The 14,791-nt window shown below is 64.3% G+C and carries 11 protein-coding genes and 3 pseudogenes; 5 read left to right on the forward strand and 9 right to left on the reverse strand.

Features of this window, described 5'->3' with window-relative positions:
* Nucleotides 1–73 precede the first annotated feature (73 nt).
* The 3 genes from NOF53_RS16345 to NOF53_RS16355 all read left to right on the forward strand — a co-directional run bounded on the left by NOF53_RS16345 (nt 74) and on the right by NOF53_RS16355 (nt 3,323).
* Complete coding sequence (locus tag NOF53_RS16345; protein WP_255970557.1) at nt 74–769, forward strand: FadR/GntR family transcriptional regulator; 696 nt, start codon at nt 74–76, stop codon at nt 767–769.
* Between the two features lie 82 nt (nt 770–851).
* A complete protein-coding gene (locus NOF53_RS16350) occupies nt 852–1,637 on the forward strand; it encodes a class I SAM-dependent methyltransferase (RefSeq protein ID WP_255970559.1) in 786 nt (261 codons plus the stop codon).
* 324 nt (nt 1,638–1,961) lie between these two features.
* The gene (locus NOF53_RS16355; RefSeq protein ID WP_255970561.1) at nt 1,962–3,323 is read left to right on the forward strand and encodes an SLC13 family permease; all 1,362 of its coding nucleotides are present in this window, start codon (nt 1,962–1,964) and stop codon (nt 3,321–3,323) included.
* 595 nt (nt 3,324–3,918) lie between these two features.
* On the opposite strand, the pseudogene NOF53_RS16360 reads toward NOF53_RS16355, so the two are convergent.
* Nucleotides 3,919–4,385, reverse strand: a pseudogene (locus tag NOF53_RS16360) (maleylpyruvate isomerase family mycothiol-dependent enzyme); the annotation flags it as partial.
* Nucleotides 4,386–5,046: 661 nt separating this feature from the next.
* Here NOF53_RS16360 and NOF53_RS16365 point away from each other — a divergent pair.
* Both NOF53_RS16365 and NOF53_RS16370 read left to right on the forward strand, forming a co-directional pair.
* Nucleotides 5,047–5,323 (forward strand): annotated as a pseudogene (locus tag NOF53_RS16365) (helix-turn-helix domain-containing protein); the annotation flags it as partial.
* Between the two features lie 136 nt (nt 5,324–5,459).
* Nucleotides 5,460–5,897, forward strand: a complete 438-nt coding sequence (locus NOF53_RS16370) for a VOC family protein (RefSeq protein ID WP_255970563.1) — start codon at nt 5,460–5,462, stop codon at nt 5,895–5,897.
* Between the two features lie 357 nt (nt 5,898–6,254).
* Here the strand turns inward: NOF53_RS16370 and NOF53_RS16375 are convergent, their stop codons facing one another.
* The 8 genes and pseudogenes from NOF53_RS16375 to NOF53_RS28065 form a co-directional block, all read right to left on the reverse strand.
* Nucleotides 6,255–6,845 carry a hypothetical protein gene (locus NOF53_RS16375; protein WP_255970565.1) on the reverse strand — a complete coding sequence of 197 codons (591 nt, stop codon included), beginning with the start codon at nt 6,843–6,845 and terminating at the stop codon, nt 6,255–6,257.
* Nucleotides 6,845–7,603 (reverse strand): ParA family protein, encoded by a 759-nt coding sequence (locus NOF53_RS16380; RefSeq protein ID WP_255970567.1) that lies wholly within the window; start codon nt 7,601–7,603, stop codon nt 6,845–6,847. The genes NOF53_RS16375 and NOF53_RS16380 overlap by 1 nt, the downstream gene beginning before the upstream one ends.
* A 208-nt stretch (nt 7,604–7,811) precedes the next feature.
* Nucleotides 7,812–8,636 (reverse strand): hypothetical protein, encoded by an 825-nt coding sequence (locus tag NOF53_RS16385; protein WP_255970569.1) that lies wholly within the window; start codon nt 8,634–8,636, stop codon nt 7,812–7,814.
* A 480-nt stretch (nt 8,637–9,116) separates the two neighbouring features.
* Entirely contained in the window at nt 9,117–10,820 is a 1,704-nt protein-coding gene (locus NOF53_RS16390) for a hypothetical protein (RefSeq protein ID WP_255970571.1), read from the reverse strand.
* 223 nt (nt 10,821–11,043) lie between these two features.
* Nucleotides 11,044–12,441, reverse strand: coding sequence for an amino acid permease (locus NOF53_RS16395; RefSeq protein ID WP_255970573.1), 1,398 nt, complete (start codon nt 12,439–12,441; stop codon nt 11,044–11,046).
* A gap of 398 nt (nt 12,442–12,839) precedes the next feature.
* Nucleotides 12,840–13,652, reverse strand: a complete 813-nt coding sequence (locus tag NOF53_RS16400; protein WP_255970575.1) for an alpha/beta fold hydrolase — start codon at nt 13,650–13,652, stop codon at nt 12,840–12,842.
* An 82-nt stretch (nt 13,653–13,734) separates the two neighbouring features.
* Nucleotides 13,735–14,466 carry a GntR family transcriptional regulator gene (locus NOF53_RS16405; RefSeq protein WP_255970577.1) on the reverse strand — a complete coding sequence of 244 codons (732 nt, stop codon included), beginning with the start codon at nt 14,464–14,466 and terminating at the stop codon, nt 13,735–13,737.
* A 163-nt stretch (nt 14,467–14,629) separates the two neighbouring features.
* Nucleotides 14,630–14,791 (reverse strand): annotated as a pseudogene (locus NOF53_RS28065) (pyridoxal 5'-phosphate synthase lyase subunit PdxS); the annotation flags it as partial.

Below are 14,791 nucleotides of genomic sequence, written 5' to 3' on the forward strand. Positions count from 1 at the left end.
GCCGTCGCTCCTCACCGGCAGCGGGAGTTACTGTGATAGCAAGACATCATTGGAATGGAGAGTGGGTGGCTCAGTGACTGAGCAACTGCGTCCTGTAGCGCGGCCCCGTCTGTACGAGGTCATCGTCGAACAGCTTTGCTCGCATATCGCCGACAACGAGATGGTTCCCGGCGATCGTCTCCCGGCCGAGCGTGAGCTGGCGTCGAAACTTGGCGTCAGCCGGGCATCGCTGAGCCAGGCCCTGGTCGCCCTGGAGGTTCAGGGTGTGCTGTCGGTCCGGCACGGCGACGGCGCCGTGCTCGTCCGTAGACCGGCCGAGGAGCGCGTCATCAAGGCATTGCGGGAACACGCGGACCGCCTCCCCGACATCATCGAGGCTCGCGAGGCGCTGGAGGTGAAGCTTGCCGGTTTGGCCGCCGAGCGTCGCTCTGACGCGGAAATGGCGGCGATCGATTCCGCACTCGCGATGATGGAGTCGGAGATCGCCGCGGGCGATCGGGGCGTGGTCGGCGATGAGATGTTCCACGAGGCCATCACCACCGCCGCGCACTCGTCTCTGCTCGCGAAGCTCATGCACGAGATCTCCGAGCTCATCCGTGAGACCCGCATCGAATCGCTGTCGCAAGACGATCGGCCGCGGGCGTCACTCGAAGGCCACAAGAAGATCGCCGATGCGGTCCGCCGACAGGATTCCGTCGAGGCCGCGCGAGCCATGGCCGCGCACATCCGGATGGTCTCCGACGTTGCGCTGCTACGCGAGGGCAGCTGAACCGGTTCGACCCTCGCTTATCGAGCTCGGACCGATTCACGCTCGGCGAGACCGGGGCGGATACGACGCAGAGGATGGTGCCGTGGCGAACTCGCACGAGAAACGGATCCGGACGGCCTTCACCCGCCAGGCACCGACTTTCGAAGAAGAGCGGCTCAACACTGCCTTCACATCGAGCGTGCCCTGGCTGCTGGACCACTTGGCACCCGAAGCGGACGACGTCATTCTGGACGTGGCCGGTGGGACCGGCATCGTCAGCCGGTCGCTGGCGCCGCGTGTCGCACGAGTCGTGTCGATAGACAGTACGCCGGCGATGATCGATGAGGGCATACGCTGCGCTGCCGTCGAGGGGCTGGCGAACCTCGACTTCGTGCGCGGGACGGTAGAGGCGCTGCCGTTCGCCTCCGCCGCATTCACTCTGGTTTTCGCGCGATTCGCACTGCATCACCTGACCGATCCGCGGCGGGTCGTGGTGGAGATGGCACGCGTGTGCCGTCCGGGCGGGCGGGTCGCGGTGATGGACCTTGCGGCCTCGACCGACCCGGGCATCGCCAAACAGCAGAACCAGATGGAGAGACTGCGCGATCCGTCGCACGTACGCATGCTGACGCGAGGTGTAGTCCCACAGTGGTTGCACCAGCACGGCCTCGTCGTCGACCGCGTCACCGAACAGGAAATCGACCGTCCGGTGCACCCGTGGCTAGAGCAGGCAGGGACGGAGAAGTCCGCGGCTGCGCGGATTCACGACGCCTTCGTGGCAGAGCTGGACGGCGGCGCGGAAACCGGGATGTGCCCGCACCGCGGCACTGACGGTGCGTCACTGTGGTTCCGCCAGCTGTGGGAGATCACAGTGGCACACAAGGGCTGACACCCGCTCACACACACCACAGCCGAGCTCGGGCGGGACGTTCGAGCGGCTGTCGGGCCAGCGCGGCGCAGGGCCATCTGCGGCACTCCCGAGTAGCGCCGAGTCCGCAGCGAAGAGCAACGATCTCACCACCATCCGAGCTATGCCGGGATGGTGGTGGCCCCTTGGTTTCATTGCAGTTTGTGTCCTCATTCACATCACACCTTGACAGTGATGACACTCACTGCTTTGATCGATGTACTGGCTAGGCCACTATGCCACCGAGTCACTGAAGAGCAGCCCATACGGCACGCTGTCCGACCAAGCAGAAACCCGGAGATCCCGATGTCGACCGAACTCATCCCGATCCTGGCGCTTGCCGTCATGTTCGTGGCAGCGACATTGCTGCCCGTGAACATGGGCGCGCTGGGGTTCGTAGCAGCCTTTTTCGTCGGAACGCTCGCAGTTGGCATGAGCAGTGACGACATCATAGGGGGATTTCCCGCCGAGTTGTTTCTCACTCTCGTAGGTATTACGTACCTGTTCGCGATCGCCCAGAACAACGGCACAGTGGATCTGCTGGTGCGTGGTGCCGTCCGATTGGTCGGCGGGCGGGTCGCCCTGATTCCGTGGGTGATGTTCGGGATCACCGGGGTGCTCACCTCGATCGGGGCGCTCGGGCCGGCCGCCGTTGCGATTATCGCGCCGATCGCGCTGGGCTTCGCCGCGCGGTACAAGATCAATGCGCTCCTGATGGGCATGATGGTCATTCACGGGGCCCAGGCTGGGGGCTTCTCACCGATCAGTATCTACGGCGTCACCGTCAACAACATCGCGTCGAAGGCCGGCCTCGCCAGCAGCCCGTTAGCCCTGTTCCTCGGCAGTTTGTTCTTCAATGCGGTGATCGGAGTTTTGCTTTTCGTCTTCCTCGGCGGGCGTGACCTCCTCGGACGAAGCGTGCACGATGAACACCACGACGACGACGGCTCCGTCGGCGGAGCGACGCAAGCACCTACGCCCTTGCGAGGGCATGGGGCAACCACGACAACGGCACCGACTCAGACGGTCACGGCCGAGAAGACTCCGCGCTTGGCCACAGCAGTCCGCGCCATCACCTTCGAACAGATCCTCACGCTCATCGGCCTCGGCGCTCTGGCGATCCTTTCGCTCGTCCTCGACCTCGATGTCGGATTCATCTCGATGACCGTCGCCGTCGTGCTCGCACTCGCCTCCCCGAAAGCCCAAAAGGGCGCGATCGCGCAGATCAGCTGGTCGACGGTACTACTGATCGGCGGTGTGCTTACCTTCGTCGGCGTGTTGCAGGAGGCTGGAACCGTCGAATACGTCGGCGACGCAGTCGCGAGCCTCGGACTGCCGCTGCTGGTCGCGCTGCTGCTCTGCTACATCGGCGCCATCGTCTCGGCGTTCGCCTCGTCCACCGCGATCCTTGGTGCGACGATTCCGCTTGCGGTCCCGTTCCTGCTGTCGGGCAACATCGGCGCGGTCGGGGTGATCGTCGCGCTGAGTGTCTCCTCGACCATCGTCGATGTCAGTCCGTTCTCGACCAACGGTGCCCTCGTGCTGGCCAACGCTCAGGACGTCGACCGCGACCGCTTCTACAAGCAGATCCTGAAGTACAGCGCACTCGTCACACTGGTCGGGCCACTCGTGGCCTGGGCAATCTTCGTCCTCCCGGGCTGGCTCTGATCCCCGGAAGTTGACTGGCCGGTATTGGCCTGAGCGACAAGGGCCTGGGTCCGGTAGTACACCGGACCCAGGCCCTCGAGCTTTGCGGAATGCGCTTGGCGTTGTAGTGAATGTACTCGTGGGTGGAGAGTTCGTCTTCGAGGTGGCCGAAGAAGTTATCGATCACGGCTACGGCGTTGTCGAAACATAGACCGGGAGACGCTAACGGATCGAATGCAGCTCGAGGAGTCGATAAACCGGGCGACCGCAGACCATCCCTTGGATTCTCCGCTTTGCCGAGAATCGATCCTTATCGTCCTGTCTCATCCAGGGTGAGGCAGAACCAGGGTCGCGTGCGCGATGTTTTCTGGGCCGTTCTTCGGCGGCCATATTCCCTGCACTGCAGCGCGGCGCCGAACCGCCAACCGCTCATTGAGATCGGGAGGAAGCTGCCAGATACGGGTGATATGGGGGATCCCGTCGAGCCCGTACATAGCGGTGGACAGAGGATGCAGTTTGATACGTTCGGGTACGGCGGCCGGTGGGAACGCTACGAAGCATGCACTCCCCCGCGGCGAACTACACATGCCTCACAATGCCCGAAAGAGCGATCCGCTCATAGCCAGCGCGGTGGCGCCTGAAGATCCCCCTCGATCCGTAGTCCGACAGCGCCGCGGCCGGTGGCCCACCGCACGACCGCGGCGAGGGTCCCGGACACCTGCTCGGTAAGGGGTGAATCCGGCTGCACCGCAGCCGATTCACATCGGTTGATCTCGAGCACGAGTCCGGCGCCGAGGTCCTTGCGCCGCCACATCCCGACGATGTCGGTGAGCAGCGACTCGAGGACCACGTCGGGGAAGTCGCCGAACCGGCCGCCGTTGTCGAGGTCGACGGCGTGGATCCAGACTTCCCGGGTGCGCATCCACGCCGTCTCCGACACCGGCACGAGCCGGCCCTGCGCGGGCGGACTTCCGCTGACCACGCCGACTCCGGGAGGTGCCGCCATTTCTCGTCGAGCCGGGCGACGGTGTGGTCGAACAGGTTCCGCAACGCCGCCGCCGACAGGGTGGCGCCCTCGGCGATGGTGGGACGGGGCCGACATCCGCCTCGACTCCCGCGTCGCCGGATACACCGACATCCGGCAGGGCTACGGCCGCATGACAGGCGTGTGCGGGGCAAACTCCCTGTGAGATCAGCGGCGACCGAATTCGCGAGCCATTCGTCGCAGGTAATGGCCGCGACCGGCTCGAGATCCGCCGGCACCGTTCCCGAGCGTGGCGCCGGCGCCCGCATCAATTCGGCCAGTGGAGTGACGCCCAGCAATTCACTGCCTTGCGGGATTGACACTGCATCCGCTCAGTGCCGTCAGTGCGACCCTGCGGTGAGCTGGCGGCGACGGTCCATGTTTCAGCCGACTCGCCCCTCGCGCGGATGAAATCCCTGGTAAACCGACTCTAGAATTTCTACAGTGGCAGCTGTAGACATTGAGGCATCGCCGTTGTACAGTTCCTGTCGTTGCAAGGAAAGAGTTCACGAGGTGCGGGAGAGAATGAACTGCCCGCAGAGAAGTACCGCAAGACAAGGATGTGCCTGGGGCAAAGGTTGATCTGAGTGTGTGAGGCCCCGGCACATCCGGCTGGCGGTCGGGCAGCCAGAAGGGCCCGACAGCCGAAAAAGTGCAGTGAATACGGAAAGTGAAACCGCTCCGGCCCCCGGTGCCTCACGGCGCCGGGGGCCCTGTCCGTTGGAATGCGGTCACCCCATTCAGGAAGTTTCGCCCGACCGCAGCCCGGCCGGAAAGTTCGACGACGAGAACTACGCCGCCTACAGCATGGTCACGCCGCCGAGATCCTTGGCGTGACACAGGCATTCCTCCGTAGTCTCGACGCCGCGAAGCTGCTCACCCCCGGACGCTCTGAGGGCGGCCATCGCCGCGGTACTCCCGATACCAGCTCCGCCTCGCCGCCCGAGCCCGCGAACTGATCGGCCAGGGCACTGCACTCGATTCCGCGTGGCGGGTTCGCGTTCGGTGGTGCGGGCGGTCCAGGACCGTGACGGCCAGAAGCAGGCCTACTGCCGGCTGTCGAGAATGCGGCGCCTGCTCCGTCCTAGGTGCACCATTGGCCACGACAGACCGCGACGAAGAGGAGAACCACCATGGCGATTCAGCGGATGGACCACGTGAGCGTCGTCGTCGACGACCTGAAGGCTGCTATTGCGTTCTTTGTCGAACTCGGTATGGAGCTGGAGGGCGAGGCGGCGATCGAGGGACCTTGGGTGGACCGTGTCAACGGGATCGACGGGGTCCGAGTCGACATCGCGATGATGCGGACCCCGGACGGCCATGGCCGGCTCGAGCTGACCAAGTTCCATACACCGACGGCGGTCAGCGCTGAGCCGGAGAACGCACCGAACACACTGGGCCTACGTAGCATCATGTTCGCCGTCGACGACCTCGACGCCACTGTCGCCGGCTTGCGAGCCCACGGCGCGGAACTCGTCGGCGAGGTGGCGCAGTACCAGGACAGCTACCGGCTCTGCTACGTCCGCGGCCCCGAGGGGATCATCGTCGCGTTGGCCGAGCAGCTGAGCTGACAGCCCATGGCGGCCGACCTACGACCAACCAGAACACACGATGACCGGGACGGATCGTCCGAACGCCGAGTCCGTAAACGTTCGTCTCTGGAAGCGCCGAACGTAGTTAACGCGTGCCGCCAGCGCAATGTGGTGGATCCGGTCAGGGGACATGTCCGAACGCCGATCCTCCGCGACCTAGCCACCGTCGCCGGTGCCCTTCGGCGGCCGCGCCGCCACGACGGGTGAGGTTTGGTGGGCGCGAGCAGCGTTTTCCGGCTCGTCGTCGATGCGTAGCGACCGCACATTCCGATAGCCTGCCGCGATCCACCGACGAGCCGGTCGTGCTCAATGTCGTTGTGGCTGCTCCTGGGCGGGCTAGTTGATGCGTGGTCCCCGGACGAGTTCGGCGTTGCGCGGCGGGAAGGGTTCGCCATTGTTGTATTTGCGTTCGAGAACGGCGAAGTAGTGGGCGAGGGCTTCGTCGACGAGGTTGGACCAACTGTTGGGGGCGCCGGCGATGTGGCCGATGGCGGCGACGGCATTCTTGCCATTTTCGACCTTGTCGCGGTTGATGTAGACGGATTCCTGCTTCTTGTCTGCGGGGACCCGTTTGGTGGTCTTCTTCTCCTCGCCGAGGGCCACCGGCCCCGGTTGGGATTCGGCGAGGGTGGCTGCTTCTTGTGCGACGCCCACGCCCTGTTCGACGAGGTTCGGCAGTCGTGGCTTGCGGCGTTCGAGGGGGTAGTTGGCGAGTCCTGCGATGTCCACGCCCTGTTCGACGAGGTTCGGCAGTCGTGGCTTGCGGCGTTCGAGGGGATTGTTGGCGAGCCCGGGTTTACGTGTCACGCTCGTCAGGAGGTCCTTGCGACGAGTTCGCGAGTACGTCCCGTCCTGATGGGCGCCTGTGCGGGGCTGGCGGCGTTCGAGGGGGTTGTTGGCGAGGCCGGGTTTACGCGTCGCGCTCATCAGGAGGTCCTTTCGACGAGTTCTTGGGCCGCGTCGCGGTAGGCGCGAGCTGCGGAGGAGGACGGTGCCCACCTGACGACGGGTTCTTCGGCGCTGTAGCTTTCGCTGACGCGAACGGACTTCGGGATGATCGTGCGCATCGTCTGGTCGGGGTAGGTCTCGCGGAGCGCGGCGAGGACCTGCTGGTCGATGACCTGGCCGAGTTCGACGCGGCCGCACAGAATGTGATTGAGCCGAGCACTGGGGTTGAGCAGCTCGACCTGCTGGGTGATGTAATTCTCGATCCGCATGAGCGCTTCGAGTTCCATGGCTCCCGTCATGACAGCGGCGAGCACTTCGGTGCAGGCGACGAGTGCGCTGATGGTCAGGTGGTCGAAGTCTCCGGGGCAGTCGAGGAGATTGAAGTCGACGTCGGGGGCGGTGGCGAGGGCTTTGCGCAGGATGCCGTGTGCACCGGGCTTCTTGAGGAAGTAGGGCCCGACGGAGTCGAGTTCCTTGGTGGCAGGAACGAGGTGAATCCCGGACGCGGTGATGGTGGTGGCATCTTCGATGCTCGCCACCATCATGAGTACCGACAGGACATCATTGTCGACGGCTTCGGGCGTGGCGCCGAGCCAGGTGGTGGCGTTGCACTGTGGGTCGAGGTCGACGACGCGGACGGTGTACCCGGCTTCGACGAGGGCTTGGGCGAGGTTGACCGCGCTCGTGGTTTTGGTGGAGCCACCTTTATGGTTGACCACTGCGATGGTGCGGGTCATGTGGGCCTGTCCCTTCTTGTAAATATACTGACGTAGCTCAAGATACTGAACTTGGTCGAGGCCCGCGGATGAGCCGCCGATCTGAGCTGGAACATGTCTGATCCCCAACCCTTGAACGGTGGTGGCACGACACCATGCAGCGCGGGGTCCCAGTCTCTCACCGCAGCCCCGCGCTGCGCCGCCGCGTGACTAGTTTCTTCAGTCGCATTCAGGCAGGTGCCCTCGGGCTCGGTAGTGGCATTGTCGGGCTCGGTGTTGATGGCGGCGGCGCCAGTGGGAGCGTGCGAGGACGTGGCGGGGGTCGGGTGGATACCTCCAGACCAGGTGGCAGAGCGACCCGTCGGATCTCGGGCACGCTCAGTGCGATCAACTCGCTGTCGTCGCCGGGTTCTCGGGCCCCCTTTTTTGACCGGGTGACGGTGAGAAAGGTGTGCGCGAGCATCGAGAGGGTGAGGCGCCGGCACCAGCCCGCGTACTGCCGAACCTGGTAGTGGTCCAGGCCCGTCTGGCCCTTCGCGGTGTAAAAGGTTTCCTCTATCGCCCTCGTCTTCCGGCGACGGTGACAATGGTTCAAGGTGGTGCGCGCCGGGCAGTGGCACAGGTAGTACGCCAGATCCTCCGGGTCGGTGCGACCGCGGCGGGTCAGGAGCCTGTCTTCGTCGTGGCGGAGCAGGCTCATAGCGAGCAGTTCGGCTTCTTGCTCTTGTGGTTCGTCGTAGTCGGTTCGGCCGAGGGCGTTGCGGATGGCGTCGGGGGCGATGTCGGGAGCTAGTTGGACGAATGCCTGGCAATCGCTGGGTGTGCCTTCGTGTCCGAACAGGAGGTGGGCACACTCGTGATAGGAGATGAACCGTGAGTGCAGTTTCGCGGTGCTCACGGCGTAGTAGATGATGTCGACGTCTTCGCAGTCGACGGACCAGCCACAGGGGGCGCCGTCGAGTAGGTCGGCGTTCAGTGGGCGCAATTCGATGGGCTTACCGCGCCGGCGGGACAGCCATCGACAGAATTCTTCGAAGCTCCATGGGCCTGGCATCTCCGCGCGTATGTCGGTGAGCTTCGTCTACGCGTTTGCGGACGACTGGGCCGATTTCCCGCCCGGGTGTGTCTGGTCCAATCACTTTGCACCTCCGGACGGACATCTCGATCTATCTGTTACCTCTGGGTTAACTTAACTCTCCTGAGTTCCCCGAGTACTCCGGGTGCCGCTTCCATGTTGCCTCAACGCCAGCTAGATGCCGCTTTAACGACTTCGCTGACCGGCCTCGCACCAGGCGTCCGAACAGCATATGCCCCGTCAGACGGCACCCCGGATCGACACCTCACGCCCCATAAGCCACAAACAGGCGATTCTGAAACTAATCCAAAGCGACGTTGTGTTACTCTCCCATCCGTACGACCGTCGGCCCCGTCGCCGGAGCCTGGGCAACGCAAAACCCCAGACGTCATAGAGGTGAGCCCCCACCAGCAGGTGGGGGCTCACCTATTTCTCCGTCCACGTCGGCCCGCCGAACCCCTACACACTGCGCAGAGCGGCAACAGCGGCGCGACCGATGATCCGACCAACCTGCGACGGATCATCGAGCACATGCGCAGAAACGCCCGGCGGCGCCGGCATCGTCCGCTCATCCGGCGCCGTCAACCACAACACCCGCACCCCACAACTGATCAGCCGCGCCACCTCCGCACAGACCTCCACCTGATTGGGCAAATCGCCATCGGTAACGACCGCAACCAGACGCGCACCACCGCACCGGTCGAAAGAAAGTTCCCGCGACAGTGGCCGCAACGCCGCCGGCAGCCCCGAGGACGCACCACAGATCGACGGCACCGGGACCACACCGCTGTTCGCGCGAACCGGCAACAACGCCGCCGTGTGGTTCCACGTGACCGTCGCCGTCCGACCACCGAGTTCGGCCGCCGCGCGGGCGAGCGCCCATGCAGAAACAGCAGTAGGCGCGGCGTACGCCTCCATCGAACCCGAAATATCGAGTGCGACACCAACAGTCAGACGCGGATTGTCAACAGTTCGGCGACGCGTGGACTCCCACGGGGTAGCCGTCGGGGTAACCCGCGCATGAATCTGCCCCTGCCGACGTACCAGCTGCGCGGTCCGTAATCGCCCCGGCGGCGTACCCGCACGCGATCGCGTCACGTCCACATCCCGGGCGGCCGCCGCAGCGAGCTCAGTGGCGAGTGCGCGGGCCTGCCGCTGCTCGTCGAGTACCGGTCGGCGCTGGGTTGTCGCGTGTTCACCTGCCCGGGCCTGACGGTGGTCGGCGACCATCTGGGCGGCATGCTCGCGAGCGGCTGACTTCGCTGCCTGCGCCTGCGCCTGCGGTGAGGGATCGACCACGCCCTCTGCCGCGCGCAATTCCATTGCGGCCTGCGCGGCGATCATCGCAATGGCCTTGCCCAGCGGACTGTCGACGTCCGGCGCTCCGTGACTGTGCCCTGAGCAGCCACCATCACCTTCTTCGTCGGCTCCGCCCGTGTCACCGCCTTCCGCGCCGTCTTCGAACAAGGCCGCGATACGGGCCGCAGCCGCAGCGATGGTCGCAGTGTCACCATCGGCCGCGGCAACAGCTCTGTCCGTCTGCTCACAAATCACCGCGATCTGCTCCCCCGTCAGCCACCGCCCGGCCTCGGCGTCCAAGTCCGGAAGAGAATCGACGTCGAGGACCCCGGCCATGGCGCGGCCGCCGATCAGGATCAGCACCCTTGCCGCTTCCTCTGGGCACGTGGGATCGCCGCGCCCCAACAGATGAGCCACCGAAGCCTGCAACCAGCGCCTTGTGTCGCTGCGGCACGCCCAGACACGGCCTTCCATCCGCGGCTCTTCCAGCAGCGCCGCCCACTCGGCAACGCTCCCGGTCAGGCCCTTGCGGCGCACAGTGTGGGTCGCGTGCCCCACCTCATGGGTGAGGACCCCGGCTAGCACCGGGAACCGTGCCCGATCCCGCGCATCGCGCAGATCGATACGGTCGGGATCCGGGCGCCCGGGCAGTGCCTGGGCAGCATCCAGGGTGATCGTCGCGGTGCGGTGGTTGAACAGCCCCGCGGGGCGGCGCGTAGCCGGATCCTGAGGGAAGACCTGCACGAGCACATCGCCGCGGCTGGTCAGGCTCTCCGACCAGTCGGTCAGCCGGGCACCGAGGCGGCGCCAGTCGGAATGGGTGGGTGTGTCCCAGGGCGAACGCGGTGGGGTCGCGGTGGTCATCAGTGTTCTCCTGCGGGATTCGGTGGTGTACTCGAATCGTGTCGCCCTGAACAGGATGTGTTGCAGATACGTCAGCAGTCACCATGTAGACGTGCCGGGCGCGGTAGGTCTGCGCCCGGCACTAATCCAATCCGTCCCCGTACTCGGCACTTCGCGTGCGACCGATCCTGCGGTCAGTGGTGAGCGCGGACGGGCGATGTCACAACGTGGGAACGACCATCGGTCAGCCGACCGGTTGCGGTTCGTCGACGGCGTGGCGGAACCGCGAGGCTCGGTAACCGATCAACAGAACGGCGGCCCAGATCGGCACCGCATAGAGAGCGACCCTTTGGTTTTCGTCGAACGCAAGCAAGACCGTCACGAACGCGAAGAAGACCAGTGTGGCCCAGCACAGCGGCTTGGCGAAGGGCAGACGGAACGAACTCGGAGCTGCCACCCCGGCGGCTACCCGCGATCGGTATACGAGATGGCAGACGACGATGATTCCCCAGCACCAGATCCCGCCGATCGTCGCGACGGCCGAGATGTATGAGAAGGCTTGCTCCGGGACGATGGCGTTTACCACGACACCGATCAGCATGACCGCACCCGATGCCAGGATCGAAGTGGCGGGCACGTGGTCCTTGTTGGTCTTGCGGAACCGGGCGGGCGCCATCCCGTCTGAAGCGAGTTTTTTCAGCAGTCGGCCGTTGCTGTACAGGCCGGCACTACATGACGAGAGCGCCGAGGCGAGGACCACGAAGTTCATGACGGACGCGGCCGCCGGCAGACCGAGTTGAGCGAAGCCCTTGACGAAGGGACTCTCGTTGGCGCTGAACTGGTCCCACGGGAAGAGCGAGAGCAACACGATGAGCGTTCCAACGTAGAAGATCCCGATCCGCCAGGGAATGGAGTTGATCGCCTTGGGGAGCACCTTTTCTCGGTTGCTGGTTTCGGCCGCGGTCATACCGATCAGTTCCACACCTTGATAGGAAAAGACGACGATCTGGAAGGCGAGCAGTACGGCCAGCAGCCCTTGCGGCGCGAGGCCACCGTGAGACCAGAGGTTCTCGATGGAACCCTCGCGCCCGGCAGTGCCGAGGTTGAAGATCAGTGCGCAGGCACCGCCGATGATCAGCGCGAGGATCGTGACGATCTTGATGGAGGCGAACCAGAATTCGGCCTCGCCGAAAAAGCCGACTCTCGCCAGGTTCAGCGCCACGATCGCGACGAGTGCAACCAATGCTGTCAGATACTGCGGGATTGACGGGAACCAGAACTTTACGAAAAGGCCTGCGGCGGTGAGTTCTGCCATTCCGATAATTGTCCAGGTGAGCCAGTAGCCCCACCCCGTGATGAACCCGTAGGACGGGCCGAGGAATTCCCGTGCGTATGCGGCGAAGCTTCCGGTAACCGGGCGGTACATCAGCAACTCGCCGAGCGCTCGCATGACGATGAAAATGAAGAATCCCGTGATCGCGTACACCGCGATGAGGGCCGGGCCGGCGAAGCTGATGCCTTTGCCCGATCCCAGGAACAGTCCCACGCCGATCGCCCCTCCGATCGCGATCATCCGGATATGTCGAGCGTTCAGGCCGCGAGAAAGACCGTCGTCGGTCAGTTCGGGTTGGTGTGGGGCCATGAGCTTCCTTCTACGAGTAGATGCAGTCCTGGAGCCGGGACACGGACGTGACGTGGCTCTCACGACATCCTGTATGCAAAATATTGCGTTTAGGTTGCTTTGGCAAGGCCGCGGCGAAAACTACTCGACGAAAGGGGTGCAGGTGACTATTCGACGACGCACGCCCAGGTTTGCCTGTGGCACCAGAGCTGTTCTAGGAGCGGCACTTTCACCATGGGAATGGAGTGCTCGGCGGTAGTGACCCAACCTGACGGGTCGAGAGCATCTCTGTTAGCCGATCGAATTCCGGCAAAGTTGGCAGCAACACCTGCCGACGAGCGGGACACCGTTCACCGCGCGGTCGCTGAACTAGGCCTTCACCTCTCTGAAGGCCCTGTTCCACAAGTGATCCCGGTCAGTCAGTGGGCCAGGAAGTTCACCATCTCGGTGTTCACCGTCTCCGGTTGTTCGAGGTAGCCGTAGTGCCCGGCGTCGGGGATCTCGATGTATCGGGCGCCCGGTATGAGGCGAGCGAGTTCGGCGGCGGATGATGACGGGATCATGCGGTCGTCGGCAAAGCCGATGGACAGGCACGGGGCAGCGATCTGTCGATACGCCGCTCTGCGATCGAAATCGGGAGCGATTCGCTTCTGCGCGAGGACGCCACGACTGTTGGCTGGAGGCGAGTACTCGAAGACGTCGAGCCACATCCGTGCGCTGCTGTCGTCTTTCAGCGTTGTCGGTGACAGGTTCAACGCTGCGGTGACGGCGGCATGGTATTTCGGGGACAGGGTCATCGGCCTGTTGGCATTCTCGAGTTCGCCCTCGACAAGGGCTTTCTGCAGCTCGTCGTACCGCGCATGACCGGCGAGGAAGACGGCCTTTTCGACCAGGTCCGGTCGAGCCAGGGCGAGTTCCTGGGCGATGCGTGCGCCGAGCGAGGTCCCGACGACGAAGGCACGTGAAGTACTGGTATCGCGAATGTGTTCGATCAGCGCCGCGGTGTCCGCAACGAGTTCGTCGATGGTGATGACGTCGAAGTTGGCGCTGCTCGGTTCGATTCCTCGGTTATCGAAGATGCAGACCTTGAAACCTGCGGAGACCAGCGCCGGCACTTGGTGCAGCTTCCAGACCCTGCCGGGGCTGCCGGTTCCCATGATCAACACCACGAGCGGACCGTCGCCGCTGACCTCGTAGTTGAGTTGGATTTCGTTGATTGTCGCGATTGGCATTCCCAATGCTTTCAGTGTGGTCCAGTTGTCGGCACATCCTGACGCGCACGGGTTAACCTGCGCGGAGTCGTGCGCCAGCGTTTCATTCGAGGAAGTGAGGTGAGTTCTCGGCAGTCGAATTCCCGGTCTGCGGGTCGGCATTCTGCGGTTCTGCCAGCTCGTCACGATCGACTAAGAGGGACAGGGTCTCCCAATTTCGCTGGACCGCCGCCGCCGCCCCATCCGCATCACCGCTGCGGCAGAGCTTGATGATCTGCTTATGCTGAGCGATGGACTCGCGCCCCGAGAGAGACGAAAACCGTAGGCGTTCAATCCTCCTGAGGACAGGGGTCACGTGCTCGAGTACCGTGGGGATTACCTGATTCTGGCTCGCCGTCACCGCTACGCCGTGGAACTCGTCGTCGCTGCGCAGCGCCAGATCCACATCGCCCGCGGCGAACGCCGCCGCGAATTGCTTGTTCGCCTTCTCCATGGCATCGAATTCCCGCTTACCCATCAGCGGCACCGCGATCCGAACGGCGAGAGCATGCGTCGAAGCGGCCACGCTCTGCGCATCCAGAATCGCCTTGCGCTCGATCGTCGACACCACAGTGGACCGGCCTGGTTCGGTGTGTACCAGGCCCGCTGACTCCAGGCGCGCGATCGCGTCCCGGATGGGGGTTCGACTGACTCCGAGCCACTCCGCCATCTCGGCGTCACGCAGCTGTTCCCCGGGCGCGAACGTACCGTTGACGATCGCGTCCCGGAGCGAGACGTAAGCGTTCTCGCGCAGCAATGACCTCTTGTGCCTACCGCGCTCTGATGGTATCGGCATGCAAAATATCGTATCCCATCTTTTCGTCGGCGAAACTCTCGAGCCGGGTGCGCAACTCGTGTCGGAAACGACCGACGGGTATGGGAGATGCCCGCGCCGGACGGCCGGATCCGATATCGGTCCACGTTCCCCTGCCCCACCGTTGCCCTGTTGCCCGCCCGGATTACCAGCCGCGTTCGGCGAGGCGGTGCGGGACCGGGATGTCGTCGACGTTGATACCGACCATCGCCTCACCCAGTCCACGGGAAACCTTGGCGAGCACGTCCGGGTCGTCGAAGAACGTGGTGGCCTTGACGATGGCCGCCGCCCGCTCGGCCGGGTTACC

It is taken from the genome of Rhodococcus tibetensis, assembly GCF_024438035.1.
GTDB classification, from domain to species: Bacteria; Actinomycetota; Actinomycetes; order Mycobacteriales; family Mycobacteriaceae; genus Rhodococcus_F; species Rhodococcus_F tibetensis.

Bases quoted from the DNA above. Each gene is read 5' to 3' on its own strand.
- NOF53_RS16355 (WP_255970561.1), top strand. From the start codon at position 1,962: ATGTCGACCGAACTCATCCCGATCCTGGCGCTTGCCGTCATGTTCGTG.
- NOF53_RS16370 (WP_255970563.1), top strand. From the start codon at position 5,460: ATGGCGATTCAGCGGATGGACCACGTGAGCGTCGTCGTCGACGACCTG.
- NOF53_RS16375 (WP_255970565.1), bottom strand. From the start codon at position 6,845: ATGAGCGCGACGCGTAAACCCGGCCTCGCCAACAACCCCCTCGAACGC.
- NOF53_RS16380 (WP_255970567.1), bottom strand. From the start codon at position 7,603: ATGACCCGCACCATCGCAGTGGTCAACCATAAAGGTGGCTCCACCAAA.
- NOF53_RS16385 (WP_255970569.1), bottom strand. From the start codon at position 8,636: ATGCCAGGCCCATGGAGCTTCGAAGAATTCTGTCGATGGCTGTCCCGC.
- NOF53_RS16390 (WP_255970571.1), bottom strand. From the start codon at position 10,820: ATGACCACCGCGACCCCACCGCGTTCGCCCTGGGACACACCCACCCAT.
- NOF53_RS16395 (WP_255970573.1), bottom strand. From the start codon at position 12,441: ATGGCCCCACACCAACCCGAACTGACCGACGACGGTCTTTCTCGCGGC.
- NOF53_RS16400 (WP_255970575.1), bottom strand. From the start codon at position 13,652: ATGCCAATCGCGACAATCAACGAAATCCAACTCAACTACGAGGTCAGC.
- NOF53_RS16405 (WP_255970577.1), bottom strand. From the start codon at position 14,466: ATGCCGATACCATCAGAGCGCGGTAGGCACAAGAGGTCATTGCTGCGC.